Origin of the sequence: Amycolatopsis sp. CA-126428 (genome assembly GCF_002904335.1) — a bacterium.
GTDB lineage: Bacteria > Actinomycetota > Actinomycetes > Mycobacteriales > Pseudonocardiaceae > Amycolatopsis.
The window spans coordinates 12,679-37,377 of sequence record NZ_PPHF01000087.1; the positions used below are offsets into that span (position 1 = coordinate 12,679).

31 protein-coding genes are annotated in these 24,699 nt (G+C 72.3%); 9 read left to right on the top strand and 22 right to left on the bottom strand.

What is annotated here, in order from left to right:
• Window positions 1-72: 72 nt before the first annotated feature.
• Genes lgt through C2L58_RS23475 form a run of 4 tightly spaced genes read right to left on the bottom strand, consistent with a single transcriptional unit; the run spans window position 73 to window position 4,945 of the window.
• Window positions 73-1,212, bottom strand: coding sequence for a prolipoprotein diacylglyceryl transferase (gene lgt, locus C2L58_RS23460; RefSeq protein ID WP_199191400.1), 1,140 nt, complete (start codon window positions 1,210-1,212; stop codon window positions 73-75).
• An 18-nt stretch (window positions 1,213-1,230) separates the two neighbouring features.
• A complete protein-coding gene (locus C2L58_RS23465; RefSeq protein WP_103339768.1) occupies window positions 1,231-2,400 on the bottom strand; it encodes a M20 metallopeptidase family protein in 1,170 nt (389 codons plus the stop codon).
• Window positions 2,397-3,521, bottom strand: a complete 1,125-nt coding sequence (locus C2L58_RS23470) for an amidohydrolase family protein (RefSeq protein ID WP_103339769.1) — start codon at window positions 3,519-3,521, stop codon at window positions 2,397-2,399. The genes C2L58_RS23465 and C2L58_RS23470 overlap by 4 nt, the downstream gene beginning before the upstream one ends.
• Window positions 3,518-4,945: an APC family permease gene (locus C2L58_RS23475; RefSeq protein ID WP_233225883.1), complete on the bottom strand. Its 1,428-nt coding sequence runs from the start codon at window positions 4,943-4,945 to the stop codon at window positions 3,518-3,520. The genes C2L58_RS23470 and C2L58_RS23475 overlap by 4 nt, the downstream gene beginning before the upstream one ends.
• A 55-nt stretch (window positions 4,946-5,000) precedes the next feature.
• On the opposite strand from C2L58_RS23475, the gene C2L58_RS23480 reads away from it, so the two are divergent.
• Window positions 5,001-6,359, top strand: coding sequence for a glutamine synthetase family protein (locus tag C2L58_RS23480; RefSeq protein WP_199191401.1), 1,359 nt, complete (start codon window positions 5,001-5,003; stop codon window positions 6,357-6,359).
• On the opposite strand, the gene C2L58_RS23485 is transcribed toward C2L58_RS23480, so the two are convergent.
• The 8 genes from C2L58_RS23485 to C2L58_RS23520 form a co-directional block, all read right to left on the bottom strand.
• Window positions 6,351-7,016 carry a peptidoglycan recognition protein family protein gene (locus tag C2L58_RS23485; protein WP_103339772.1) on the bottom strand — a complete coding sequence of 222 codons (666 nt, stop codon included), beginning with the start codon at window positions 7,014-7,016 and terminating at the stop codon, window positions 6,351-6,353. The genes C2L58_RS23480 and C2L58_RS23485 overlap by 9 nt on opposite strands.
• Window positions 7,017-7,063: 47 nt before the next feature.
• The gene (locus C2L58_RS23490) at window positions 7,064-7,636 is read right to left on the bottom strand and encodes a Uma2 family endonuclease (protein ID WP_103339773.1); all 573 of its coding nucleotides are present in this window, start codon (window positions 7,634-7,636) and stop codon (window positions 7,064-7,066) included.
• Window positions 7,637-7,791: 155 nt separating this feature from the next.
• Window positions 7,792-8,169, bottom strand: coding sequence for a MerR family transcriptional regulator (locus C2L58_RS23495; protein WP_103339774.1), 378 nt, complete (start codon window positions 8,167-8,169; stop codon window positions 7,792-7,794).
• A gap of 33 nt (window positions 8,170-8,202) precedes the next feature.
• Window positions 8,203-8,994, bottom strand: coding sequence for a tryptophan synthase subunit alpha (gene trpA, locus C2L58_RS23500; protein ID WP_103339775.1), 792 nt, complete (start codon window positions 8,992-8,994; stop codon window positions 8,203-8,205).
• On the bottom strand, window positions 8,991-10,232 hold the full coding sequence (trpB, locus tag C2L58_RS23505; RefSeq protein ID WP_103339776.1) for a tryptophan synthase subunit beta: 1,242 nt from the start codon (window positions 10,230-10,232) through the stop codon (window positions 8,991-8,993). Before trpB ends, trpA begins: the two co-directional genes overlap by 4 nt.
• On the bottom strand, window positions 10,229-11,038 hold the full coding sequence (gene trpC, locus C2L58_RS23510; protein WP_103339777.1) for an indole-3-glycerol phosphate synthase TrpC: 810 nt from the start codon (window positions 11,036-11,038) through the stop codon (window positions 10,229-10,231). The genes trpB and trpC overlap by 4 nt, the downstream gene beginning before the upstream one ends.
• A gap of 124 nt (window positions 11,039-11,162) precedes the next feature.
• On the bottom strand, window positions 11,163-11,690 hold the full coding sequence (locus tag C2L58_RS23515) for a Trp biosynthesis-associated membrane protein (RefSeq protein WP_103339778.1): 528 nt from the start codon (window positions 11,688-11,690) through the stop codon (window positions 11,163-11,165).
• A gap of 82 nt (window positions 11,691-11,772) precedes the next feature.
• Window positions 11,773-13,332 carry an anthranilate synthase component I gene (locus tag C2L58_RS23520; protein ID WP_103339779.1) on the bottom strand — a complete coding sequence of 520 codons (1,560 nt, stop codon included), beginning with the start codon at window positions 13,330-13,332 and terminating at the stop codon, window positions 11,773-11,775.
• Between the two features lie 77 nt (window positions 13,333-13,409).
• On the opposite strand from C2L58_RS23520, the gene C2L58_RS23525 reads away from it, so the two are divergent.
• Complete coding sequence (locus tag C2L58_RS23525) at window positions 13,410-14,042, top strand: TetR/AcrR family transcriptional regulator (protein ID WP_103339780.1); 633 nt, start codon at window positions 13,410-13,412, stop codon at window positions 14,040-14,042.
• Here C2L58_RS23525 and C2L58_RS51385 read toward each other — a convergent pair.
• Window positions 14,018-15,040: a DUF3592 domain-containing protein gene (locus C2L58_RS51385; protein WP_103339781.1), complete on the bottom strand. Its 1,023-nt coding sequence runs from the start codon at window positions 15,038-15,040 to the stop codon at window positions 14,018-14,020. The genes C2L58_RS23525 and C2L58_RS51385 overlap by 25 nt on opposite strands.
• Window positions 15,037-16,056: a DUF3592 domain-containing protein gene (locus C2L58_RS23535; RefSeq protein WP_103339782.1), complete on the bottom strand. Its 1,020-nt coding sequence runs from the start codon at window positions 16,054-16,056 to the stop codon at window positions 15,037-15,039. The genes C2L58_RS51385 and C2L58_RS23535 overlap by 4 nt, the downstream gene beginning before the upstream one ends.
• 209 nt (window positions 16,057-16,265) lie before the next feature.
• On the opposite strand from C2L58_RS23535, the gene C2L58_RS23540 reads away from it, so the two are divergent.
• A complete protein-coding gene (locus tag C2L58_RS23540; RefSeq protein WP_103339783.1) occupies window positions 16,266-17,099 on the top strand; it encodes a helix-turn-helix domain-containing protein in 834 nt (277 codons plus the stop codon).
• 13 nt (window positions 17,100-17,112) lie between these two features.
• Entirely contained in the window at window positions 17,113-17,295 is a 183-nt protein-coding gene (locus C2L58_RS23545) for a DUF397 domain-containing protein (protein ID WP_103339784.1), read from the top strand.
• On the opposite strand, the gene C2L58_RS23550 is transcribed toward C2L58_RS23545, so the two are convergent.
• The 5 genes from C2L58_RS23550 to hisF form a co-directional block, all read right to left on the bottom strand.
• Window positions 17,271-17,705, bottom strand: a complete 435-nt coding sequence (locus C2L58_RS23550; protein WP_103339785.1) for a hypothetical protein — start codon at window positions 17,703-17,705, stop codon at window positions 17,271-17,273. The genes C2L58_RS23545 and C2L58_RS23550 overlap by 25 nt on opposite strands.
• 100 nt (window positions 17,706-17,805) lie before the next feature.
• Complete coding sequence (locus tag C2L58_RS23555) at window positions 17,806-18,168, bottom strand: DUF1304 domain-containing protein (protein ID WP_103339786.1); 363 nt, start codon at window positions 18,166-18,168, stop codon at window positions 17,806-17,808.
• On the bottom strand, window positions 18,165-18,527 hold the full coding sequence (gene hisI, locus C2L58_RS23560) for a phosphoribosyl-AMP cyclohydrolase (RefSeq protein ID WP_013224158.1): 363 nt from the start codon (window positions 18,525-18,527) through the stop codon (window positions 18,165-18,167). Before hisI ends, C2L58_RS23555 begins: the two co-directional genes overlap by 4 nt.
• The gene (locus C2L58_RS23565) at window positions 18,524-18,901 is read right to left on the bottom strand and encodes a hypothetical protein (protein ID WP_103339787.1); all 378 of its coding nucleotides are present in this window, start codon (window positions 18,899-18,901) and stop codon (window positions 18,524-18,526) included. The genes hisI and C2L58_RS23565 overlap by 4 nt, the downstream gene beginning before the upstream one ends.
• Complete coding sequence (gene hisF / locus C2L58_RS23570; RefSeq protein ID WP_014466799.1) at window positions 18,898-19,671, bottom strand: imidazole glycerol phosphate synthase subunit HisF; 774 nt, start codon at window positions 19,669-19,671, stop codon at window positions 18,898-18,900. Before hisF ends, C2L58_RS23565 begins: the two co-directional genes overlap by 4 nt.
• Here hisF and C2L58_RS23575 point away from each other — a divergent pair.
• The 3 genes from C2L58_RS23575 to C2L58_RS23585 all read left to right on the top strand — a co-directional run bounded on the left by C2L58_RS23575 (window position 19,670) and on the right by C2L58_RS23585 (window position 21,454).
• Entirely contained in the window at window positions 19,670-19,912 is a 243-nt protein-coding gene (locus C2L58_RS23575; RefSeq protein WP_103339788.1) for a hypothetical protein, read from the top strand. The two genes, hisF and C2L58_RS23575, sit on opposite strands and share 2 nt — an antisense overlap.
• A gap of 70 nt (window positions 19,913-19,982) precedes the next feature.
• On the top strand, window positions 19,983-20,483 hold the full coding sequence (locus tag C2L58_RS23580; RefSeq protein WP_103339789.1) for a SigE family RNA polymerase sigma factor: 501 nt from the start codon (window positions 19,983-19,985) through the stop codon (window positions 20,481-20,483).
• Complete coding sequence (locus C2L58_RS23585; RefSeq protein WP_103339790.1) at window positions 20,480-21,454, top strand: hypothetical protein; 975 nt, start codon at window positions 20,480-20,482, stop codon at window positions 21,452-21,454. The genes C2L58_RS23580 and C2L58_RS23585 overlap by 4 nt, the downstream gene beginning before the upstream one ends.
• On the opposite strand, the gene C2L58_RS23590 is transcribed toward C2L58_RS23585, so the two are convergent.
• The gene (locus C2L58_RS23590) at window positions 21,444-22,382 is read right to left on the bottom strand and encodes a hypothetical protein (protein ID WP_103339791.1); all 939 of its coding nucleotides are present in this window, start codon (window positions 22,380-22,382) and stop codon (window positions 21,444-21,446) included. The two genes, C2L58_RS23585 and C2L58_RS23590, sit on opposite strands and share 11 nt — an antisense overlap.
• Before the next feature lie 131 nt (window positions 22,383-22,513).
• On the opposite strand from C2L58_RS23590, the gene C2L58_RS23595 reads away from it, so the two are divergent.
• Both C2L58_RS23595 and C2L58_RS23600 read left to right on the top strand, forming a co-directional pair.
• Complete coding sequence (locus tag C2L58_RS23595) at window positions 22,514-23,080, top strand: putative glycolipid-binding domain-containing protein (RefSeq protein ID WP_103339792.1); 567 nt, start codon at window positions 22,514-22,516, stop codon at window positions 23,078-23,080.
• Window positions 23,077-23,463, top strand: coding sequence for a PPOX class F420-dependent oxidoreductase (locus C2L58_RS23600; RefSeq protein ID WP_103339793.1), 387 nt, complete (start codon window positions 23,077-23,079; stop codon window positions 23,461-23,463). Before C2L58_RS23595 ends, C2L58_RS23600 begins: the two co-directional genes overlap by 4 nt.
• Here the strand turns inward: C2L58_RS23600 and C2L58_RS23605 are convergent.
• Window positions 23,447-23,923 carry a GNAT family N-acetyltransferase gene (locus C2L58_RS23605; RefSeq protein ID WP_103339794.1) on the bottom strand — a complete coding sequence of 159 codons (477 nt, stop codon included), beginning with the start codon at window positions 23,921-23,923 and terminating at the stop codon, window positions 23,447-23,449. The genes C2L58_RS23600 and C2L58_RS23605 overlap by 17 nt on opposite strands.
• A gap of 139 nt (window positions 23,924-24,062) precedes the next feature.
• Window positions 24,063-24,653 carry a TetR/AcrR family transcriptional regulator gene (locus C2L58_RS23610; protein WP_103339854.1) on the bottom strand — a complete coding sequence of 197 codons (591 nt, stop codon included), beginning with the start codon at window positions 24,651-24,653 and terminating at the stop codon, window positions 24,063-24,065.
• Between the last annotated feature and the right edge of the window lie 46 nt (window positions 24,654-24,699).

The following is a 24,699-nucleotide window of genomic DNA, read 5'->3' on the forward strand; positions in this document are numbered from 1 at the left end:
GCGGCGCCCCAAGCCCGCACACGACGAAGGCCGCCACCAGGCATCCTGGGGCGGCCTTCGCAACGCGAGCGATCAGCTCTCGTCGGTCTTCTTAGGCTCCTGCGCCGGCGCCTCCGAGGAAGCCGGCTTCTCCGCGGCAGCCGGGGCATCGGCCACCACCTTCGCGGGCTCGGCGGTCGCGGACCCGGGCTCGCCGCCCTCCGACGAGGAGGAGGCCGCTTCCGAAGACGAGGCCGCGACCTTCGCGTGCTCCGGCTCGCCGCCCTCCACCGAGGAAGCCGCCTCCGACGACGAAGCCGCTTCCGAAGAAGCCACCGGAACCTCGTCCGGCCCCACGGCGTCCTTGCTCACCAGCGTCTCCGGCGCCTCCCGCGGCCCCCGCCGTCCGGCGAGCACGAAGTACACCACCGCCGCGAGGAACAGCAGGATCGACGTCCACACGTTCACCCGCAGGCCGAGGATGTGGTTGGCCGTGTCCGTCCGCATCATCTCGATCCAGCCGCGGCCGACCGTGTACCCGGCCACGTACAGCGCGAACGCCCGCCCGTGGCCGAGCTTGAACTTGCGGTCCGCCCACACCACCAGCAGCGCGACCAGTAGGTTCCAGAGCAGCTCGTACAGGAACGTCGGGTGGACCGGGCTCTCCGGCAGCGGGATGTGGCCCGTCGCGACGCCGTTCAGCAGGTTGTCCGGGTCCTCCGGGTTGAAGCGCTGGTAGACCTCGAGGCCCCACGGCAGGTCCGTGTGCGCGCCGTACAGCTCCTGGTTGAAGTAGTTGCCGATGCGGCCGATCGCCTGCGCGACGACGATGCCGGGGGCGAGCGCGTCCGCCATCGCCGGCAGCGGGATGCCCTTGCGGCGGCAGGCGATGAGCGCGCCCACCGCGCCGAGGGCGATCGCGCCCCAGATGCCGAGGCCGCCGTCCCAGATGGCGAACGCGTTCCACGGGTTGCGGCCCTCGGTGAAGTACAGCTCGGGGTCGGTGATCACGTGGTACAACCGGCCGCCGACCAGGCCGAACGGCACCGCGAACACCGCGATGTCGATCACCGTGCCCTTGGTGCCGCCGCGGGCCGCCCAGCGGCGCTCGCCCCACCAGATCGCCACGATGATGCCGGCGATGATGCACAGGGCGTACGCGCGGAGCGGGATCGGTCCCAGGTGCCAGACACCACGGTCGGGGCTGGGGATCGTCGCGAGAAAGGCGCTCATCACGCGGCCACCGTAGCGCTAAGACACCTGAGCATCCAAGGCGGCCAGGTACCCCGCCACCAGCGCGTGGGCGACCTGGGTGACGGCTTGGTCGCGCGGCAGGAAGCGTTCGTCGTGCAGGCTCGGCACGCCCGCGGTGTCGCCGAGGCCGACGAACAGCATCAGGCCGCGGGTCGCGCCGCCGCAGTAGTGGGCGAAATCGTCCGCGCCGAACGAGCGGAACTTGTCGTCGACGGTGAAGCCGGCATGCCGGAGCCACTGCTGTGCTCCCGCGGCCAGCGCCGCGTCGTTGTCCAGGACCGGCTCGCACGGGCTGATCTCCAGCTCGGCGGTGCAGCCGTGCGCCCGCGCGGTGCCGTGCACGATGTCCGCCAGCGTTTCCAAGGCGCGCTCACGGTCCTTCGCGCGCATCAGGCGCAGGGAGCCGAACGCACTCGCGCTGTTCGGGACGACGTTGGCCGCGGCGCCGCCCTGGATGCGGCCGATCGAGCAGACCGCGCCGAACACCGGGTCGATCCGGCGGGACGCGAGCTGCTGCAGGCTCACGACCAGCTGGGACAGGGCCAGGATGGGGTCGCGCAGCAGGTGCGGGTAGCCGGCGTGGCCGCCCTGGCCGTGCATGGTCACCTCGAACTCGTCGGTGGAGGCGTTCACCGGCCCCGGCGCCGCCGAGACGACGCCGTGCGCGATGCGCGGCTGGACGTGCGCGCCGATCACCGTGTCCACCCCGTGCTCGGCCAGCACGCCGGACTCGACGACGTCGAGCGCGCCGGGCGGGGACGTCTCCTCCCGCGGCTGCAGCAGCGCCAGGATCGGCCGCGGCACGCCGGCGCGCCGCGCGGCCCGGCAGACGGCGACCAGCGCGGCGAGGTGGACGTCGTGGCCGCACGCGTGCATGAACTCGTTCCCGGACGCCCACGGCACGCCGGTGCCCTCCAGCACCGGCAGGGCGTCGAGCTCGGCCCGCAGGGCCACGGCGGGGCCGTCCCCGCCGGGCAGCAAGATGGCGCGCCCGGTCTTGGCGACGCGGGTGCCGTCGCCGGCGCCGAGCGCCCCGGCCACCAGGCGGGCGGTGTCCTCCTCGTCGCCGGACCCGCGGGGGTCGGCGTGCACGGCGTGGCGGAGCTCGACGGCGGCGGGCAGTTCGTCCGCGATCGCCTGCGTCCACCGGGTCCACAGATCACTCACACGTGCTCCAAGCGGTAGATCCTGTTCGCGTTCTCGTGTCCCACCAAAGCACACAGCCGGACGGCGTCCTTTTCGGACATCGCCTCCGCGTCGAATGCGGTGCGCACGAAGTCCGACAAACCCTGCCGGAACAGGGCCGTGCCCAGGTGGTACAGCTCGGCCAGGCCGAAGGCGTCGGTGGAGAAGAGCACCTTCCCGAACGGCGCGATCTCCAGGAGCTCGGCCAGCACGGCCGGCGCCCGGAACCCCGCGTTGTGCGTGATGAGCCCGGCGTCGACGAACACGTGCTCGAAAACCTGCGCCAGATACGCGGCGTGGCGGTGGAACGGGTAGTTGTGCAGCAGCAGGATGGGCACACCGAGGTCACGGGTGGCCCGCAGCAGCCCGGTGAGCAGCAGCGGGTCGCCGCGGCGCAGGTCGACGTCGGCGTCGCCGTAGCCGACGTGGAACTGCACCGGCAGGCCGAGGTCGAGGCCGGTGAACACGAGGTGCCGGTGCAGGACCTCGTCGGCCAGCCGGCCGCCGCCCGCGGCGAGCCACCGCCCGGCGGCGGCCTCGACTTCGGTCGGTGACGGCCGCTCCCCCGCCAGCTCCAGGCCGGCGCGGTAGGCCGCGATCGACTTGAGCCCGACCGCCGTCGCGGCGCGTTTCCCCAGCTCATCGGCGAAGGCCGCGGCGAACCCGGCCGCGGTGGTCCCGCCGATCACCGCCTCCGCCACCTGTTCCAGCCGGACGACGTCGTGCGCGCGCGTGCCCGCGAGCCCGGCGAACTCCGCGGTCGTGGTCAGCGCGTCCGGCAGGAACCCGCCGTCCACCAGGAAGTCGGTCGTGCCGGTGGCCCGCAGGAACCGCCGGGCCACCTCGGCCGCGCCGAGTTCGGCGCGGCGCTCGAGGTAAGCCTCGGCCGGGGCGTGCTCCGGCAGGTCGAGCACCGGCGCGCAGCGGGCGCGCACGGCCAGCCCGATGAGCGAGTCGAACAGGCTGGTGCCCAGCGGCGACGGCGCATCGGCCTCCGTCAGCATGGCCTCGAAGTCCGCGCGGGTGACGTCCCGGGTGACGACGCCGTGGCAGTGGTGGTCCACCAGCGGCAGGTCCGCGACGAACGGGAGCAAACCGGTCATGGGCCTCCGTCCACTGTGCTGAGCCTTTCCCCCACCCTACGAGCGAACCGCGGGGCGGCCAGCACCAAGATCACCGCCAGGGCCAGTACCGCCGCCGCGACCACGGGAAACCAGCGCGCCGCGCCTTCGGTGGGGTAGGGCACCACGTTGACGTACACGGTGTACCCGAGCACGGCGAGCGCGCCGATCGGGAACACGAGGTGCCACCCCGGCACGCGCATCCGCCGCTTCACGAACAGCAGCAGGATCGCGCCCGCCGTCGTGAGCAGGTAGATCACCAGCAGGATGAGCGTCCCGATCGAACCGCTCCACGCGAAGGTGTCCGCCGCGGTCGCGCCGAAGAAGACCGCGCACACCACGATGATCAGCGCCGCCGCGGCGGTCACGGCCGTCACCGCGGCGACCGGCGTACCCCGCGAGGACGTCCGGCCGAGGCCGCCACCGGCGTCGCGGCCGAGGGCGTAGAGCAGCCGCGAGCCGCCGACGACGCAGGCGAGGCAGCAGCCGAACGCGCTGATCGCGGCGCCCACGCTGATGACGTCGCCGGCCCACGCGCCCGCGTACCGGCTGCCGAGGTCGCCGAGCAGGGACGGCGAGTCGTGGAAGGCGGCCGCATCGCCGCCGAACGCCATCATCTCGACGGCCGTCACCACCACGAAGTAGAGGCCGCCGAAGATCGCCGTGCCGAGGATCGCGCGCGGGATGTTGCGCTTCGGGTCGTGGGTTTCCTCCCCCAGCGTCGCGGCGGCTTCGAACCCGGCGAAGGACAGGAACCCGAAGACCGCGCCGAGGAACACCCCGGACAGCCCGGTTTCCGGGACGAAGACGGCCATCGTGAACCGGGCGCCGCCGGGCGCGCTTCCCGCGAGCAGCCGGACCAGGATCACCACGGTGACCAGCAGGATCACCGCGATCGTCGCGCCTTCGACGGCGAGCAGGGTGCTCGTGCCGCGGCGGGCGGGCAGCACGGCGAGCAGCCAGGCACCGATCAGCGCGACGGCCGTCAGCACGAACGGCCCCCAGGACGGCGGATCCGGCCAGATGCCCACCTGCGTCAGGAAAGCCGTGCCCAGCGTGCCCGCGGCCGAGCTCGTCACGACGGCGTAGAACGTGTACGTCCCGAGGAGACCGATGCCCGAGACGACGCCCGCGCGCGGGCCGAGGGTGGCGCCGACGAAGGCGTACACCGAGCCGGCGTGCTGGTAGTACTGGCAGAGCTTCACGAAGCCGTACGCGACCAGCAGCACGCCGACCGCGGAGAGCAGGAAGGCGAGCGGCACGGCGCGGCCGGCGGCGGCCGCGGTCTGCTGGGGGTTGATGTTGGCGGCCATGCTCGGGGCCATCAACGCCACGGACAGGCCGACGGCCTGCCAGACGGAGAGGGATCGGCGCAGCCCTGGACGGGTTTCGACGGTGTCTGACACGATCTTCACCTCTTCTCTCAGGTGAGCAGACCCAGTGAACAGCGACGGGGGCAGGATGAGCCAGCTCGATCGGGCGGAACTCGCCCAGCAAGGCGCGCTCCGGGCCGATGGCCTGCGCGCTGCCGGCGTGGAGCTCGTCGCGCTGACCTTCGTGGACAACAGCGGCATCGCGCGGGTGAAAGCCGTGCCGGTGGACCGGCTGTGGTCGGCGGCGGCGTGGGGCGTCGGCGCGTCGAACTCGTTCGACTTCTTCCTGGCCACCGACGACATCGTGGACGGCACGCATTCCCGCGGCCCGGTCGGCGACCTGCGGCTGCACCCGGACCTCGACGCGCTCGTGCCGCTGGCCGCGCAGCCCGGCTGGGCGTGGGCGCCGGCGTGGCGGTACGACCAGGAAGGCGCGCCGCACCCGCAGGACGCGCGGGCGCTGGCCGCGGCCGCGACGGCCCGGCTCGCGGAGCTGGGCTACAACGCGCGGACGGCGTTCGAGATCGAGTGGGTCGTCACGGCGGCCGACGCGCCGGACGACCCGCGCTCGGCCACCGCGGGCCCGGCCTACGGCTACGCGCGGCTGTCTTCGCAGGCGGGCTACCTGCGCAAGCTGGTGTCCACGTTGGCCGCCCAGGGCGTCGCGGTGGAACAGATCCACCCGGAGTACGCGGCCGGGCAGTTCGAGGTGTCGGTGGCGGCCGGCGACCCGGTGCGCGCCGCGGACGTCGCGGTGCTGACGCGCGAGACCATCCGGACCGTCAGCGAGCAGTACGGGCTGCGGGCGTCGTTCACGCCGAAGTTCGCCCCGGACGGCGTCGGCAACGGCGGCCACGTCCACCTGAGCCTGTGGGACGGCGACCGCAACCTGTGCGCCGGCGGCGACCGGCGGTTCGGGCTCACGGAGACGGCGGAGGCGTTCGGCGCCGGGATCCTGTCCCGGCTGCCGGCGCTGCTGGCGATCGGCGCGCCTTCGGTGGTCAGCTACCTGCGCCTCGAGCCGCACCACTGGGCCGGGGTGTTCCGCGTGTGGGGCCTGGAAAACCGCGAGGCGCCGCTGCGGCTGGTGCAGGGCCCGGCCGGGCAGCGCGACCGGGCGGCGAACTTCGAGGTCAAGTGCTTCGACCTGACGGCGAACCCGTACCTGGTGGTGGCGGCGCTGATCTTCGCGGGCCTGGCCGGGCTTTCGGCGGAGGAGTCGTTGCCGGAGCCGGTCGACGTCGACCCCGGAACGCTCCCGTCCTCCGAGCGGCTGCCGACTTCGCTGGCCGACGCGGTGACGGCGTTCGAAGCGGACTCGGCGTTGACGACGGCGTTCGGCCCCGAGCTGGCGACGACGCTGATGGACATCCGCCGCGGCGAGCTCGACCGGCTCGGCACCCTGCCGCCGGACGAGCTGTGCGCCGTGATGCGGTACCTACATTGACGTGAGCGCCTTGGCGACCTCGCTGCGCAGCTGCGGGAGCTTGGCGTAGAGGCGGTCGCCCGGGCATTCGGTGTTGTAGAAGTCGCGGTGGCCCTTGATCTCTTCGACCGGGATGCCGTACTGCCGGCAGATGTAGGCGCAGAAGACGACGAGCGAGGCGAACTGCGTCTCGGGCGGCTCGACGCTGGTGTAGAGGCCTTCGTTTTCGATGCCGATGGCGTTGGTGTTCTGCCCCGGGCAGTGCGCGCCCTGGATCATCGTGGTGCGCCCGCGCAGCGCGTCGAGGCTGCCGTGCCGCCCTTCGAGCCGGTACCCGCCGCGGCTGACGGTGAAGTGCTGCCCGGTGTCGGACCAGCCGTTGTTGTCGATGTGGTCGTGCTGGTCGTCGCGCGCGACCTGGAAGGCGTGCGCGAGGGAGAAGTCGGTGCTGTTGGCGCTGGCGATGTGGTGGATGAGGATCCGGTTCGCGGGGTGGTCGAGCGTGGTGAGCGCGTCGGCGGGCGGCCGGGCACCCCACTCGGCACAGCTGTAGATCCGCGGGGCGGTGGCGGTGGCGGCCCGGGCGGCGTTGGGGAGGACCAGGCCGGCGGCCCCGGCGACGGCGAGCCCGGCGGCACCGCGGAGGAAGCTGCGCCGCGGGAGGTGTGCGATGTCCATGGGGCGGACTTTGCCGCTGGGGTGTACAGCTTTCGTACAAACGCGGGTCAGGCGAGGCGGATCGTGGCGGTGAAGGGCCGGGTGAGCTCGAGACCCGTCTTGTCGCTCTTGGCGATGGGTTCGTACTCGCCACCTTGGAGTTCAAAGAAGGTTGCCGTGATGGGCTCGCCGGGCTCGACCAGGAGGTAGTACGGGATCAGCGCCTCGGCGTAGATGGCCCTCTTGAGCATCCGGTCCTGCACCTTCGTCGACGGCGAGACGATCTCCGCGGCGAGCAGGACATCGCTCGCGAGGTACGCCACGGTGTCGACTCCAGGGCAGTTGAGGATCACCAGATCGGGGACCAGCAGCCGCTGCGTTCCGAAGCGCACATTCACGCCGGGCAGTAACTCGGTGCCGTCCGGCAGTGCGGGCACGAGCGCAAGCTGCAATCTCTGCAGGAGCCGCTGGTGCACCGAGGTCGGCGCGGGGCTCACGAAGAGAGCTCCGTCCACGAGTTCGATCCGCTGCCGTGACGCCTGGTCCTCGGACAAGGCGAGAACCTCGTCGACCGTCCAGCCGTCCGGTCGGGGCGGGATGTGGAACTCGGTGTTCGTCTCGGGCTCAGCCGGTGCTGCCATCGCGCTTCACCTCCGCTCCCGCGCGTCGCCGTGGGTCTGTTCCAGTGTGACATGTGCGGCCGGTCCCCTCGTTGTGGATCATCACACGAGGAGTATGCAGACCGCCACCGACAGTTCTGATCGGGCGATGGGTGTCCCGCGGGCGTGACAGCGTCTCAGCCCGCCGACACCATCTCCGGTGCGCCGCTGTACAGCCGGATCTTGAACCGGATGTGCTCCTGGTGCTCCTGCAATCGCGCGATCTGCGCAGCCACGCGAGCCTCGTGCTCCCGCAGCACGTCGACCCGCTCCTCGCGCGTGGCCTCGCCCGACCTCAACAGCGAGACGAACCGCAGCATCTCCGCCACCGGCATGCCCGTGTAGCGCAAGCAGCGCAGCAGCTGGAGGAACTCCACGTCCTGCTCGGTGAAGAACCGCCGGCCGCCGGCGGTGCGGCCTACCTCGTGGAGCAAGCCGATGCGCTCGTAGTACCTGAGCGTGTCGATCGTGAAACCGGTCTTTTCGGTCACCTGGGCCGGGGTGTAGGACGTCACCCGCCCAGCCTCGCACCTGGAGCGCACTCCAGGTCAAGCGGTGGCGACCGCCCGGCGTACGCCTTCGGCCAGCTCGGCGGACAGGGCACGCACACCCGAAGCACCCTCGGCCGCCGCCGTGACCAGGGCCGAGCCCACGATCACCGCGTCCGCGAACGAGGCCACCTGGGCCGCCTGCTCGCCCGATCGCACGCCCAAGCCCACGCCGATCGGAAGCGAAGTGTGCACCCGTGTGCGGCGCACCAGCTCCTCCGCTCCCGCGCCGACCTGGTCGCGGGCGCCGGTCACGCCCATCACCGCGGTCGCGTAGATGAAGCCCGACGACGCCGCTGCCGTCAAGGCGAGCCGCTCCTCCGAGGACGAAGGCGCCACCAGGAACGTCCGGTCCAAGCCGTGCGTCTCCGAAGCCGAAAGCCACGCGCCGGCCTCGTCCGGGATCAGGTCCGGCGTGATCAGGCCGAGGCCGCCCGCCGAAGCGAGGTCACGCGCGAAGCGGTCCACGCCGTAGCGGTTCACCGGGTTCCAGTACGTCATCACCACCGCGCGGCCGCCCCGCGAAGACACCGATTCGACCACCTCGAACAGGTGCTTGAGACGGAAGCCGTTGTCCAGCGCGGTCACCGAGGCGGCCTGGATGGTCGGGCCGTCCATCACCGGGTCCGAATACGGGACGCCGACCTCGATCAGGTCCGCGCCGCCGTCGACGCAGGCCGCGATCAGGTCCTTCGAGCCGGCCACCGTCGGGAAGCCCGCCGGGAGGTAGCCGATCAGCGCGGCGCGCCCCTCGGCGCGTGTCGCGGCGAAGAGGTCGTCGAGCCCGCTCATCCGTTCACCAGTCCGAACCACTTGGCCGCCGTGTCCATGTCCTTGTCGCCGCGGCCCGACAGGTTCACCACGATCAGCCCGTCCGGGCCCAGCTCGCGGCCCAGCACCAGCGCGCCGGCCAGCGCGTGCGCCGACTCGATCGCGGGGATGATGCCCTCGGTGCGGGACAGCAGCTTGAACGCGTCCATCGCCTCGGCGTCGGTGACCGGCCGGTACTCGGCGCGGCCGGTGTCCTTGAGCCACGCGTGCTCCGGGCCGACGCCCGGGTAGTCCAGCCCGGCCGAGATCGAGTGCGACTCGACCGTCTGGCCGTCCTCGTCCTGCAGCAGGTACGTCATCGCGCCGTGCAGGTTGCCCGGGGTGCCCTTGGTCAGGGTGGCGCCGTGGCGGTTGCCCTCGATGCCCTCGCCGCCCGGCTCCAGGCCGACCAGCCGCACGGACGGGTCGTCGTAGAAGCCGGAGAAGATGCCGATCGCGTTCGAGCCGCCGCCGACGCAGGCCGCGACGACGTCGGGCAGGCGGCCGGCCTGCTCGAGGATCTGCTCGCGGGCCTCGGTGCCGATGACGTGGTGGAAGTTGCGCACCATCGTCGGGAACGGCGCCGGCCCGGCGGCCGTGCCGAAGAGGTAGTGCGTGGTGTCGGCGTTGGTGACCCAGTCGCGCAGCGCCTCGTTGATCGCGTCCTTCAGCGTCCGCGACCCGGTCTTGACCGGGATCACCTCGGCGCCGAGCAGCCGCATCCGGGCCACGTTCAGCGCCTGGCGCTCGGTGTCGACCTCGCCCATGTAGACGACGCAGTCGAGGTCGAGCAGCGCGCAGGCGGTGGCCGTCGCGACGCCGTGCTGGCCCGCGCCGGTTTCGGCGATGACGCGCTTCTTGCCCATCCGCTTGGTGAGCAGCGCCTGGCCCAGCACGTTGTTGATCTTGTGGGAGCCGGTGTGGTTCAGGTCCTCGCGCTTGAGGAACACGCGCGCGCCGCCGGCGTGCTCACCGAAGCGCTTGGCCTCGGTGAGCAGCGACGGGCGGCCGGCGTAATCGCGCAGCAGGCGGTTGAACTCGTTCAGGAACTCCGGGTCGTGCCGGGCCTTGTCGTACTCGGTGGCGACCTCGTCGACGACGCCGATCAGCGCCTCCGGCATGAACCGGCCGCCGTACGGGCCGTAATAACCGCGCTCGTCCGGGTCGTGCGTGCCGAACGCCGCCTGAGGCTCTTCGACAACACCGTGCTCCTGGGTCACCGCGACGGCCTCGGGCAGGCGGGGTGGGAACCGGCGGTGACCAGCTTGACCAGGGAACCCTTCGGGTCGCCGGAGGCGACGAGCCCCTCGCCGACCAGCACCGCGTCGGCGCCGTGGCCCGCGTAGGACATCAGGTCGCCCGGCCCGCGGACCCCGGATTCGGCGACCTTGTAGACGTCCATCGGCAGGCCGGGGGCCAGCCGCGAGAAGACGTCCCGGTCCACCTCGAGGGTGTGCAGGTTGCGCGCGTTGACGCCGATGACCTTGGCGCCCGCCTCGAGGGCCCGGTCGGCCTCCTCGGCGTTGTGGATCTCCACCAGCGCGGTCATGCCGAGCGATTCGACGCGGTCGAGCAGCGAGACGAGCGCGTTCTGCTCCAGCGCGGCGACGATCAGCAGCACCATGTCGGCGCCGTGCAGGCGGGCCTCGTGCACCTGGTACGGGCTGACGACGAAGTCCTTGCGCAGGATGGGGATGTCCACCGCCGCGCGGACCGCGTCCAGGTCGGCCAGCGAACCGCCGAAGCGGCGCTGCTCGGTGAGCACGCTGATCACGCGCGCCCCGCCGGCTTCGTAGTCCTTCGCCAGCGCGGCCGGGTCGGGGATGTCGGCCAGGTCGCCCTTCGAGGGGCTGCGCCGCTTGACTTCGGCGATCACGCCGATGCCGGACTCGCGCAGGGCGGCCATCACGTCGCGCGGCGCCGGGGCGGCGGCCGCGCGGATCTTCAGCTCGTCGAACGGCAGCGCGGATTCCCGCACGGCGAGATCTTCCCGCACGCCGGCGACGATGTCTTCGAGCACGCTCACCGGGCGCCCCCACCAGGGCACGTGCTCACGGATTCACTCGCAAGGTCGCTCACAAAAACCTTCCCCTTCCCGCCGAAACGATGCTAACCCCCGCATCTGGAGCGCTCGGTTCCGGGTGCGTGCGTTACTCCGAATGCCTGCCCCGGACGTCCGTCGGATCTTCCCCTTCGGACAGGGCTTCCCACAGCTCGGCGTCGGGGTCACGGACCTTTTTCCGGGTGGCCGGGGCCGCGTACTTCGTGCCGAGGCGCGCGGCCCGGCCGGCGCCCTTGACGGCGACCAACCCGCCGGCGGCGACGAGAATTCCCCCGAGCACGGCCAGGCCGCGACCGAGCAGCATCTCGGTCACCGGCAGGCCGTCCGCGAAACCGCCGAACCGGACCCCGGCGACGCCGCTCCAGATCGCCGCGGCCCCGGCGAGCGCCAGCACGACGCCGAGGACGCGCCGCGCCCAGCCGCCGGTGGCCACGACCCCGGCCACGCCGGCCAGCGCGAGCAGGGCCAGCGGGACCAGTGCGGTCGCCTGCTGCTCGCCGGTTTCGCGGTGGAGCACCGTGCCGCGGACCCCGCCGTCGCGGAACTCGGCGAACCAGGTCAGCCGTGACGCACCCCACAGCGCGAGCGCGCCCAGCAGGAGCGCGACCACGATCATCCACAGTGGACACCTCGACGCCGTCGCCGCCGGAGCGGCCGCGTCGGCAGCCGGGGAGGCGGCGCCCGGCGCGTCCGGCGCGTCAGACATGAGCGGCGTCCGCGGCCGGGTCGAGCGCACCCGCCGCCACCATCGTCTGCGCGGCGGCCACCGCCGAGAGCACGGTCCGGGCCTTGTTCAGCGATTCGGTGTCCTCGTAGTCCGGCACCGAGTCGGCGACCACCCCGCCGCCGGCCTGAACGTGCGCGATGCCGTCCTTCACCAGGGCCGTGCGGATCGCGATGGCCGTGTCGGCGTCGCCGGCGAAGTCGAGGTAGCCGACGACCCCGCCGTACAGCGCGCGGCGGACCGGCTCCAGCTCTTCGATCAGCTCCATCGCGCGGACCTTGGGCGCCCCGGACAGCGTCCCGGCCGGGAAACACGCGGTGACCGCGTCGAACGCCGTCTTGCCGTCGGCCAGCTCACCGGTGACGGTGGACACGATGTGCATCACGTGGCTGTAGCGCTCGATCTGGAAGAAGTCGACGACGCGCACGGTGCCCGGCTTGCAGACCTTGCCCAGGTCGTTGCGGCCGAGGTCGACGAGCATCAGGTGTTCGGCGCGCTCCTTCTCGTCGGCCAGGAGGTCCTTGGCCAGCTGGGCGTCTTCTTCGGGGTCGGCGCCGCGCCAGCGGGTGCCGGCGATCGGGTGCGTGGTCGCGCGGCCGTCCCGCACGGTGACCAGGGATTCGGGGCTGGAGCCGACGATGTCGAAGCCCTCCAGCCGCAGCAGGTACATGTACGGGCTCGGGTTGGACGTCCGGAGCACGCGGTAGATGTCGATCGCGTCGGCGGCGGTGGGGATCTCGAACCGTTGCGACGGCACGATCTGGAACGCTTCGCCGGCCTTGATCGCCTCGACGGCCTTCTCCACCGCCGCGTGGAAGTCCGCCTTCGAACGCTTCCGGGTGAATTCCGGCACGGGCCGGTCGAACGCGGCGATGGTGGCGGGCGCGGCCACCTGCAGCTGCTCGGTCATCGCGCTCAGCCGGGCGACGGCGTCGTCGTAGGCCGCGTCCACGCGCTCGGGCGAGTCGTCCCAGTTGACGGCGTTCGCGATGAGCGTGACCGTGCCTTCGTGGTGGTCGAACGCGGCCAGGTCGGTGGCCAGGAGCATGGTCAGCTCGGGGATGTCGAGGTCGCGTTCGGCCAGCTCCGGCAGCTTTTCCAGCCAGCGCACGGCGTCGTAGCCGATGTAGCCGACCATGCCGCCGGTCAGCGGGGGCAGGCCGGGCAGCGGCTCGGTGTGCAGGGCTTCGATGGTCTTGCGCAGGACTTCCAGGGGGTTGCCATCGGAGGGCAGGCCGACCGGCGGGGTGCCGGTCCAGACCGCTTCGCCGTCGCGGACGGTGAGCGCGGCCGGGCTGCGGACCCCGATGAACGACCAGCGGGTCCAGGACGCGCCGTTCTCGGCGGACTCGAAGAGGAAGGTGCCGGGCCGGTCGGCGGCGAGCTTGCGGTACACCCCGATCGGGGTCTCGCCGTCGGCGAGGACCCGGCGCACGACCGGGATCACGCGGCGGCTCTCGGCGAGGACGCGGAAGTCCTCGCGGGACGGGCTGACCGTGCCGGGACCGGCCGAACCGGCGGATGCGCTGACCATGGACCTCATTGTGCCGCCCCGGCGGATCCCGCCCGCGCCGGGCCCGAAATTCAATGATTGTTGAATTCAGTGGGCGCATGGGTCATGATGGAGTCGTGAGCGCCACGGACAACAGCGAGACTACGGCCCGCCGCCGCGGCCGGCGGCCCGCCGGCCAGGACACCCGGACGGCGCTGATCGAAGCCGCGCGGTCGGTGTTCGCCGAAAACGGGTACGACGGGGCGACCGTGCGCGCGATCGCCACCCGCGCCGGTGTCGACGCGGCGATGGTCAACCACTGGTTCGGCAGCAAGGAGGGCCTGTTCGCCCAGGCGGTCCTCGAGCTGCCGTTCGACCCCATGGAGCTGCAGAAGATCCTGCGCCACGGCCCCGACGACGAGCTGGGCGAGCGGATCGTCCGCACCTTCATCACCCGCTGGGACAGCGCGGGCGGCGGCCAGTTCGTGGCGCTCATCCGCAGCGTCACCGGCCACGAGCAGGCCGGGCACGTGCTGCGCGACTTCTTCCAGCGGTTCTTCAGCGCGCTGATCACCTCGATGGGCTCGGACGACACCCCGCTGCGCATGAACCTGTGCGCGACCCAGATGGTGGGCCTGGGCATGGTCCGGTACGTGGCGAAGTTCGAGCCGCTCGCCACCGAGGACGTCGAGGTCCTGGTGCGGGCGATCGCGCCGAACCTGCAGCGCTACCTGACCGGCGAAATCGGCTGAACCCGCGGCCCGGCCGCGATCACCGGGAAGGGGCGCGGGCCGGGCCGGTCCCGGCCGGGCGGGAAGAGGACGACCAGCTGCCGTCCCCAGCCGCCGATCCACGCCCGGCGGCGGACCGGGGTGCCGGGGTCGTGCAGCGACGGCGCGCAGCGCAGCACGATGCCGCTGCCGTCGCGGTAGCGGGCCTCGATGTCCGCCCGGCGCCCGCCGGGCGGCACGGCGGTCACCGTCGCGATCCGCCAGCCGGTGGCCGCGACCGCGCGGGCCCGGCGCCACCAGCCCAGCGCCGCCGTCGCCGCCACCGGCAGCGCGACGAAGCCGGTCACGAGGAACACGACGCCGAAATCCACCAGGACCGGGTTTCCGTTCGCCTCGGCGGTGGTGCGGACGTGCGCCGGGTCGGCGGGGTCGTAGACGACGGTCACCGGCTCGCCGACGTGGTACTCGTGCCCGGAGCCGACGGCGATGTCCTCGATCCGGGACACCTCCGGCGCGGGGTAGCGCACCCGGATCGACGGCGAGCCCCGGGCCGGGTCGAAGACGTCGAGCACCGTGCCTTCCCCGCGGACGCCGGTGACCAGGAGGTCCGCGGCGGCGCGGTCGGCGGCGATCACCCCGGCGAGGCCGGCCGCGAACAGCGCGGCCCAGGCGGCGGCGATCCCGGTGGCCCGGCGGGCGGTCCGGCGCAGGCGCGCGGCCTGCGCGCCGAGGTCGACCCGGCCCTCGCCGTGGGTGCCGTCCCGCGCGGGCAGCCAGGCGCCGAAGTCCGGCACCGCGGCGAGCAGCCGGCGGTCCGGGGCGTGCAGGCGGTGGAGGCCGAACCCGGCCAGGGCCAGGGAGCCGGTCAGGATGCCGGCCTCGCCGAGGAGTTCGCCGTCCGCGAAGTCGTAGTCCGGGGTCAGCAGCGAGTACGCCGTGCCCGCGCCGAAGAACAGGAAGACGAGCACCGCGGCCACCGTGACGACGCACCACCCGGTCCGCCGCCGCTCGCCGGTCACCGGCGGCCCCCGCCCTCGGTGCGCAGGTTCACCGCGTAAGCGGGCACGGCGTACGGACCGGGGCGGCTCGGGCCGTTCGGGAAGAGGACGACCATGTGCCGTCCCCAGCCGCCCACCCACGCGAGCCGGTCGGTGAAGTCCGCCAGCGCGTTGGCCCCGTGCGTCGACGACATCGCCTTCAGCACGAGGCCGGTGCCCTCGCGGTAGCGGACGTGGATCTCCGGCGGTGGCCGCTTCAGCGAGCGGCTGCTGCGGGCGAAGACGCGCACGATGTCGACCGTCGCGTTCCGCCACCCGGTGACCGCGACCGCGCGGGCCCGGCCCCACCAGCCCACCGCGGCCCAGACGGCGAACAGCGTGCCGAGCGAGCCGGCGACGAGCAGGACGTAGCCGAGGTTGACGAGGAACCCGCTCTTGTTCTCCTCTTTCGTGGTCCGCACGCGGTCCGGATCGGCCGGGTCGAACACCACGGTGACCCGCTCGCCGGCGAGGTAGGAGTCCTTCGAGTCGCGGACGATCTCCGCGAGCCGCGAGCCGTAGCGCACCTCGAACGTCATCCCGCCGTCCCGGCTGTAGGTCCGTACGGAAACCACCTCGCCGGTGGTCCGGGCGCCGGTCGCGAGGAGGTCGTCGGCGGCCTTGCCGAGCAGGACCAGATCCGCGGCCCCGGCGCCGGCCAGTGCCACCCACGCGAGGACGAACGCCGCCGCCCGAAGCGCCACCCGGCGCAGCCGCCCGGTTTCGGCGGCGAAGTCGATCCGGCGGTCGTGGTCGTGGCCGGTCGGCGGCGGCAGCCAGCCCCCGAACCCGGTTTCCCGCGCGGCGGCGCGGTTCCGGGCCGACACCCGCAGGCGCCAGACCGCGCAGCCGGCCCCCACCGCGAGCAGGACGGCGACCTCGGCAACCACTCCGAATTCCGCCACGCCGTCCGGGGAAAAGGCGAAGACGGTCACCACGGCCACCGGGAGGGCGAACCACACCCACCGCCGCTTGACGAAACCGCCGAAGGGGTCCATCAGCCGAGCTTAGAAGCCTTGAGCAGCGCCGATGCTGCGAGAAACGGCACAGGGCGGCGAGGCAACCGGACGGCCGCGCCGAGCGTGCAAGGGAGCAGGCCCCACGGCCACCGGTCGTCACCCGAATGCCGGAAGGAGTGCCGATTCCTCGCATTTCGTGGACACCATTCGCACATTCGGGGAATCGACGGGATTCGTATTATCGGCTCATGAAGCCAACGTCTTCGGGGCCCGCCGCGAGAACTCTCGCCGCTTCACTGCGCGAAGAACGCGAAGCACGCAAAGTCGGTCTACGCGTTCTCGCCGACGAGCTGGGAATCCTCCCTCAGCTGTTGTCGGCGTGGGAGAAGGGGCATCGCCTGCCGAGTGTGGAGGACGTGTCGGCGATCCTCGCCCTGCTGGGCATCCACGGGGAGCAACGCGACCGGATCCGGACGCTCGCCCGGCACGCCCGCAAGCCCAATTGGCTGGCGTCGAGCAACGCGGACATCTCCCATGCCCTCACGGCGCTCCTGGCCTTCGAGAGCACCGCAACCAAGATCACCGCCTGGTCGCCCTTGCTCATGCCTGGACTGCTGCAGACCCCGGACTACATCCGGTCGATCATGGAGGCTTCTTCGGTTCCGGTCGAGGAAGCCGACAAGCGCCTGCGCATCCGGCTCAAGCGGCAGGCGGTGCTCACGCGGCGGGACCCGGTCGCGCTCCGCGCCCTGATCGGCGAATGGGCGATCCGGGAGACCGTCGGCACCGCGGAGGTCATGTCCGACCAAATCGATCATCTGCTCGAAATATCACGGCGGGCGAACGTTTCCGTGCGGGTGGTGCCCGCCGGAATCGGCTACCACACCGGCCTGCTGGGACCGTTTGAGATCTACGAGTTCCCCGGCACGCCCCCGATCACTTTCGTCGAGCACGCCCATTCGAGCGCGTTCCTGCACGAAAAAACGCAAACCGTCGCCCACCAGCGGGTGGTTAAGATGCTTGGCGAGCAAGCGTTGAGCGAAGCCGCCTCCCGGGAGCTGCTCGAGGAGGCAGCACACTAGCGGAGGCGACCACATGGCCGTTTGGCGGAAGTCCTCGTACAGCGGGGAAAACTACAGCTGCGTCGAGGTGGCGCTCGGGCCGGTCGTGGGCGTGCGGGACACGAAGGCCCGCCGGGCCGGTCAGCTGACCGTCTCCGCCCGGGCGTGGCGTTCCGTGCTCGACCGGCTGGCTCAGGATTCCGGCAGCCACCGGTAGGTCTCGGCGCGGGCCCCGAACAGCACCGGCTTCTCGCGCAGGGGCGGCTTGGGCGGGATGAGCACCGTCAGCCCGGCGGGCCCGTCCCCGGCCACGAGCGCGGGCACGTCCCGCAGCTCGGAAAGGGCCCGCACCGCGGCGTTGGTCTCCCCCGGCCGGAGGTCGATGCGGCTTCCGTCCGAAATCCGCACCGCCATGGTGCCCCGCATGCTCATCGTGGCCCCCATTCCGGTGAGGGTGATCGTCGCGGTGCGCCAGCCCGTCCGGCGGGCGGCGACCGTCCGCCGGTGACCCGCGAAACTCCAGCATCCGGGGACCCCGGTGAGGACCGCGGCGCCCACCGCGGGCACCACGAGACCGGCGAACAAGCAGGCCGCGGCGATCAGCACGCCCGCGACCGTGGCGAACACCCAGCGCGCGAACCTCGCCTGCAGCGTCGCCGAACCCCAGGCCGCCCAGTCCGGCTCGGTGCGCTCCGGCGGCGGCAGCCAGTCCCCGGCCAGGGGGTGCCTACCGCGCGAGCAGCAGGGCGATGAGCGCCAGCGCGCCCGGGACCACCTGCACGAACAGGATCCGCTTGCTGGCCGTCGCCGCCCCGTAGAGGCCCGCGATGATCACGCAGACGATGCCGTACAGCTTGAGCTGGAACCCGGTCGGGTCGCTCGCGATGAGGCCCCACACCAGCGCGAGCGCCAGGAAGCCGTTGTACAGGCCCTGGTTCGCGGCGAGCGTCTTGCTCTCCTCCGCGAACTCCTTCGTCGTGCCGAAGCCGGCGCGGGCGCGCGGCGACGTCCAGAGGAACATCTCCAGGACGACGATGTAGAGGTGGATCAGGGCGACGAGCCCGACCAGGATGTCGGCGACGATGGTCACGCGAGCTCTTTCTCATCGGCCAGGAGGAGGCGTTCCTCGGTGTCGAAGCAGGTGTGCGTGCCGGTGTGACAGGCCGGGCCGGTCTGGTCGACGCGCAGCAGGACCGTATCGCCGTCGCAGTCGATCCGCACTTCGCGAACGTGCTGGTAGTGGCCGGACGTCTCGCCCTTGACCCACAGCTTCCGCCGGCTGCGCGACCAGTACGTGCCGCGGCGGGTGGCGAGGGTGGCGGCGAGGGCGTCGTCGTTCATCCAGGCCATCATCAGCACGTCCGAAGTGGCGTGCTCGACGACGACCGCGGCGATCAGCCCGTCGGCGTTGCGCTTGAGGCGCGCCGAGACGGCCGCGTCGAGGGTCATGCGTTGGCTCCCAGGATGTGCCGCTTGAGCGGCATCGAGTTGAGCAGGACGAACGCGTAGCCGTAGCCCGCGAACGAAAGGCCGGAGAACAGCTTGTTGAACCACAGCTCGGCACCGAGCAGCAGGAAGGCGTGCAGCAGCGCGAACACCACCGCCACGACCAGGCCGCCGATGCGTGCGCTGCCGTGTTTGAGGACGAGCCCGGTGGTGACGACGCCGCCGAGGATCAGGGCGAGCGCGGGCATCCGGTAGATGGCCAGGCTCGACCCGGCACTGATGACCGGGATCAGGTCGAGCAGCGCCCACGCGACCGGCAGCCCGATCAGCAGGGCGGCGGTGACCTTCACCTCGGCGGGTGCCTGCCAGGCCTTCACCGGACCTCGACCCCGCCTTCGCGCAGGGCGTCCTTGACGTCCCCGATCTTCAGCTGTCCGAAGTGGAACACGCTGGCGGCGAGCACGGCGTCGGCCCCGGTCCGCACGGCGGGCAGGAAGTGCTCGACGGCCCCGGCGCCGCCGCTGGCGATCACCGGGACGCGCACGGCCTTGCGCACGAGTTCGATCAGCTCCAGGTCGAAGCCGTTCTTGGTGCCGTCGGCGTCCATGGAGTTCAGCAGGATCTCCCCGACGCCGAGTTCCTCGCCGCGGGCGGCCCACTCGACGGCGTCGATCCCGGTCCCGCGGCGGCCGCCGTGGGTGGTCACCTCGAAGCCGGAGGCCGTCGGCTCGGCGCCCTCGGGCACGCGCCGGGCGTCGACGGACAGCACGATGCACTGGGCGCCGAACCGCCTCGACGCCTCGCTGAGGAACTCGGGCCGGGCGATCGCGGCGGTGTTGATGCTGACCTTGTCGGCACCGGTCCGCAGCAGCCGGTTGACGTCGTCGTTGCTGCGCACCCCGCCCCCGACGGTGAGCGGGATGAAGACCTGCTCGGCGGTCCGGCGGACGACGTCGTAGGTGGTTTCGCGGTCGCCGGAGGAGGCCGTGACGTCGAGGAAAGTGAGCTCGTCGGCGCCTTCGGCGTCGTAGCGCCGGGCCAGCTCGACAGGGTCACCGGCGTCACGGAGGCCGGCGAAGTTGACCCCCTTCACCACCCGGCCCGCGTCGACGTCGAGACAGGGGATCACCCGCACCGCGACAGACATGGCCACCAGCGTAGTCAAGGGGCTCCGGACCTCAGTCAATGGCACGGCCGGCGCGGCGATCCGGCCTCCGCCGTTCACGCTCCGGCCATCCGATTCGTCTGGTTTCCGCGCGTGCGCCGGCCGAACACTGCAGCTGGTCCCGGGCGGGCGGTTCAACAACGTCGACGTCGTCGGGGACCTGGCCTCCTGGTGGTCCACGACGGCGAGCGCCGCCCGGCTCGAGGACGTCATCCCGCGATGAAAAAACTTCCGCCCGCCACGCAGCGGCCGGGCCCCCTCACGCGTCCACAGTGGTGACCGAAAGGACGCGTGTGACCTTCGAAGAGTTCGTGGCGGAGCGGCTCGACGGGCTGCTCCGCTACGCCACCGTCCTGACGAACGACCCGCACCTGGCGCAGGACGTCGTCCAGGACGTGCTCCTGCGCGCCCAGCAACGGTGGGACCACATCACCGCGCCGCCGACCTACGTGCGGCGGATGATCACCAACGAATACCTGTCGTGGCGGCGGCGGGCGGTGCGGCGGATGGTGTCGAGCAGCCACGACGTCCTCGACGCGCTCGGCCCGCCCGAACCGGACCCGTCGGCCGCCTACGACGAGCGGGACGCCATGCTCGGCCTGCTCGCCACGCTGCCCCGCAAGCAGCGCGCGGCCGTCGTGCTGCGCTACTACGAGAACTACTCCGACACCGAGATCGCCGCGTTCCTGCGGTGCGGCACCTCCACCGTGCGCAGCCAGATCTCGCGGGCCCTCGCCACCCTGCGCCAAGCCTGGTTGAACCACACCGTCGTCACCACCGGAGTCCCCGAATGACCCGCAGCGAGCACGAAACCGAGACGCTGATCCGGGACAGCCTGGACCGCCTCGCCGCCCGCGCCCCGGACGCGGCGGCGGTGCACGAGGCGCTCGCGCGCGCCGGGCGGAAGCGGCAGCCGGCGTCCCGGCTGGCCCTGGTGGCCGCCGCCGTGGTCGTGCTGGTCGTCGGCGCCGTCTCCGGCATGCAGCTGCTGACCCGGCCCGACCTGGCGCCCGCCGCGAGCCGCCCGGTGCTCGGCTACACCCCGGAGTGGCTGCCGGACGGCTTCACCGAGCAGTACCGCGAAGGCGGGCCCGGGATCACCCCGCAGGTCCGGCGGTGGTTCGACGGCCCGGCGGCGATCACGCTGCTGGCGTACTCCACCGCCGACCCCGAGTGGTCGCAGACCGCGCTGAAGATCGCGTCGATCAAGGACCAGGTCCTGGTGCACGGCCGGGTCGCCATGCTCACCGGCTCCAGCGGCACCGCGGAGCTCACCTGGCTGGCCGGCGACCGGCACGTGCTGGTCCTGGAGGTCCTCGGGATCCCGGACGCCCGCGCGATCGCCCAGCGGGTGGCCGACTCGGTCGCCGCCGAACCGGTCGGCGTCCGCGGCGAGCTGCGGTTCGGTGCCCTGCCGCCGGGGCTGGCCGAACGGTCGACCGTGGTGAAGGGCTCCGGTCCCGGCAACGCCGGGACCGAGCTGACCGCGGCCGACCCGGCCCGCCCGGCGGTTCCCCTGCTGCGGGTCATCGCCGGGCCGAACCCGCCCACTCCGGACAAGGCGGTGTCGGCGACCGTCCGCGGCGGCGAGGGCTTCTTCGTGGCGCCGGCGACCGGGCGGGACGCGATGGTCTTCGTCCGGCTGCCGTCGGGACGCTGGCTGCGGGTGTCGGGCGCGCGGCCGGAGGCCGAGCTGATCACCGTCGCGAACGGCGTCCAGCTCGATCCGGCACCCGACTACCGCTGGCTCGGGACTACCAGTTGATCATCGGGAACCAGATGATCCCGAGCCTGCCCAGCACGCGGACGTCCCAGTAGAGCAGCGTGAACGTGCCGCCGACGAGCAACGCCACCCCGGTCACGGTCGCGATCCGCGCCGGTTTCGCGGCCAGCCAGCGCTGCACGCGCCCGCCCGTGGCCCGCGTGAGGATCAGGAACAGCACCGCCATGACGACGATGTTGCCGAGCGACTGGAGGGCGAACGCGGCGGCGCCGTAGAGCACGTTGTGCTGCTCCGCGGCGCTGCGGAACATGACCCGGAAGAGCGGGTACGGCCGTCCGATGAGGAATCCGCCGATGAGCGCGCCCATCAGCACCAGCGGCGCCGCGGGGTGGCGGCGGGTGAAGCCCTCGAAGGGGTTGCGGAGGATGCCGAGGGCGATCAGGCCCATCAGCAGGAAGACCAGGCCGACGACGCCGAAGGCGATCATGGACTGCACGCTGCGCGGGGAGAGCCCGGTGGTCTTCGCGGTGTCGAACTGCGGCATCCGCGTGCCGACGAGCGCGACGATCACACCGTAGGCGACCGAAACGGTGAGCATGCCGGCGGCGATCCAGCCGAGCGGCTTGAGCGCGCTGCGCTTCTCCCCCGCCTGGTCACCGACCAGCGGCGCGACCGCGCCGAAGGCGGCGATGTTGCAGGCGGTGAACGACCCCGCGAGGCCGGAAACGAACGCGAAGAGCGTCCCGGCGAGGACGCTGCTGATCGGGGTGGCCTTCGCGTCGTAGCCGAGGAGTCCGTTCGCGACACTGTCGCCGATCACGGAGTCGACGAACGGCGCCGACCAGATGGCGGTCAGCACGAACCCCGCCACGACGGCGGTGAGCGCGATGACGGCCCGGCGCGCGGGATACGGCCCGGCGCCGAAGAACCCTGCCTGGGGATGAACCGGTATTTGCTGTCCGACCGCCATCGATGCCCTCCAGAGTGCGGGAATGCGGCCCCGAAAGCGTTGCAGGTGGAGGTGTTGAAGCGCGTCCTCCAAGCGTGCGGGGTTTCGGGGCCGAAAGGCCTAGGCATTTTTCACGCCGGTTACGGTGGGCCATGACCTTCCCCGGCAGCGCCGCCTGGCGGCACGAAGACGCCCGCACCGGCTTCGAAGTGGCCCGGTTCCGGCGTCACGAAGGCGGCTGGCTCGTCGAAGGCGCCACGACCGCCGTGGAGGACGGCGTCGCGTGGGCGGTGCGCTACTCCCTCGCCGTGGGTCCACAGTGGACGCTGCGCTCGGCGCGGATCACCGGCCTCGGTGCGCGGGATCTGGAGATCGAAGCCGACGGCCGCGGGCACTGGCGGCTCGACGGGCGGCCCGCGCCGCACCTGGACGGCTGCCTCGACCTCGACCTCGAGGCGTCCGCGATGACGAACACCTTCCCGGTGCACCGGCTCGCCCTGCCGGTGGGCGGCCGGGCCGAGGCGCCGGCCGCCTACGTCCGCGCGGCCGATCTCGGCGTCGACCGGCTCGAGCAGACCTACGAGCACCTGGCGCCGGGCCGGTACGGCTACGCGGCGCCCGCGTTCGGCTTCGCCTGCGTCCTCGAATACGACGACACGGGCCTGATCACCCGCTATCCCGGCATCGCCGTCCGCCACCCGGCTACGGTGGGCCCATGACCTCCGAAACCGACCGCCTCGCCGCCGAGCGCTACGTCGTCCTGACCACCTTCCGGCGCGACGGGCGGGCCGTGCCGACCCCGATCTGGGTGGCGGGCCGCGACGGCGAACTGGTGCTGTGGTCGGAGCGCGCGGCCGGCAAGGTCAAGCGCATCCGCAACGACGGCCGGGTGGAGGTCCAGGCCTGCGACGTCCGCGGGCGGAAGACGCACGGCGCGAAGGTGTCCGGTCAGGCCCGGCTGCTCGACGCCGCCGGGACCGAACAGGTCCGGCGGGCCATCGCCCGCAAGTACGGCATCGTCGGGCGCGTCACGATGTTCTTCTCCAAGCTGCGCGGCCCGCAGGACCGGACCGTCGGCATCGCGGTCAAAGTGGACGGCTGAAGCTGCGGAACCCGCGCCGCAGGTAGTTCGGCAGCGCGTTGGGGTGATCGAGGGTCGAGGTGTGCAGCCAGACGCGCCGCGTCCCGGGCAGCGCCCACGCGTCGGCGACGACCAGGGTGAGCGCGAAGCCGCCGAGTCCTTTGCCGACGAACTCCGGCACCAGGCCGAACGTGGTGATCTCGACGTCGTTCCCGGGCTGCGGCTCGAAATCCGCGGCGCCGGCGACCTCGCCGCAGTACTCGATGAGCCGGTATTCCCGGCGCGGCGCGGCGAGCCAGCGATCCCATTCTTCGTCGCCGCGGGACGCGCTCGGCCACCGGTGGGGCGTCCCGATCCGGACGTGCAGGTCGCGGATCAGCGGCCCCGGCCGGGTGGTCCGCAGCGCCACGCCCTCGACGAGCGGAGCGGGGTTGAGCTGATCGGCGGCGGTCATTTCGAGCTGGGTGACGATCTCCTCCACCCGCGGCAACCCTACGACTCCCGGCCCCGGCTGTCAGCCGCTTTTCGGCCGTACGGGTCGAGCGTCGCCTGGCTGCGCTCCAGGTACCGGAAAGCTCTGTCTTGGCAGGAATCCTGGCCGCTCGCCGGCGTGGCGTCGATCACCCCGGAGGTAAGGGCTGCCCGGCCAGCAGGCGGTCCACCAGCGCCGTGACGAGGTCGTGGCGCTGCTCGTCGGTGAACAGGTCCGGCAGCGTCAGCCGTTCCATGATCAGCCAGTTCAAGGCCAGCCACAGCAGGACCACCGTCGTGCCGTCGCCGGGCAGGCCGGACTTCTCGTGGTATTCGACGTTGAAGTCGACGTCCGCGCGGATGCGCCGGGTCAGCACGTCCCGCAGCTCCGGCCGGCGCGCGGCTTCGAGCCGCAGTTCCAGCAGGGCCAGGAACCCCGTCGGGAACGCGGCCACGCGGTCGACGAGGTCGTGCATCAGCTCGGTGACGCGGGCCCGGTCGCGCGAGCCCTCGAGGCCGCCCGCGAGCACCGCGTCGTCCACCAGCCGCTCGTAGACCCGCTCCCCCGCGTGCTTGAGGATTTCGCCGCGGCTGGAGAAGTAGTTGGAGGCCGTGCCGACCGGGACGCCGGCCTGCTGGTCGACCGCGCGGAAGGTGAGCCCGCGCGCGCCGTCGTTGGCCAGGACTTCGATCGCGGCGTCGAGCAGCGCCGCGCGCCGCTGGGGGTTGCGTCGCACCATGACGTGCACCTCACTCCGGTACTAGCTCACCCAGCGCCGCACGGTC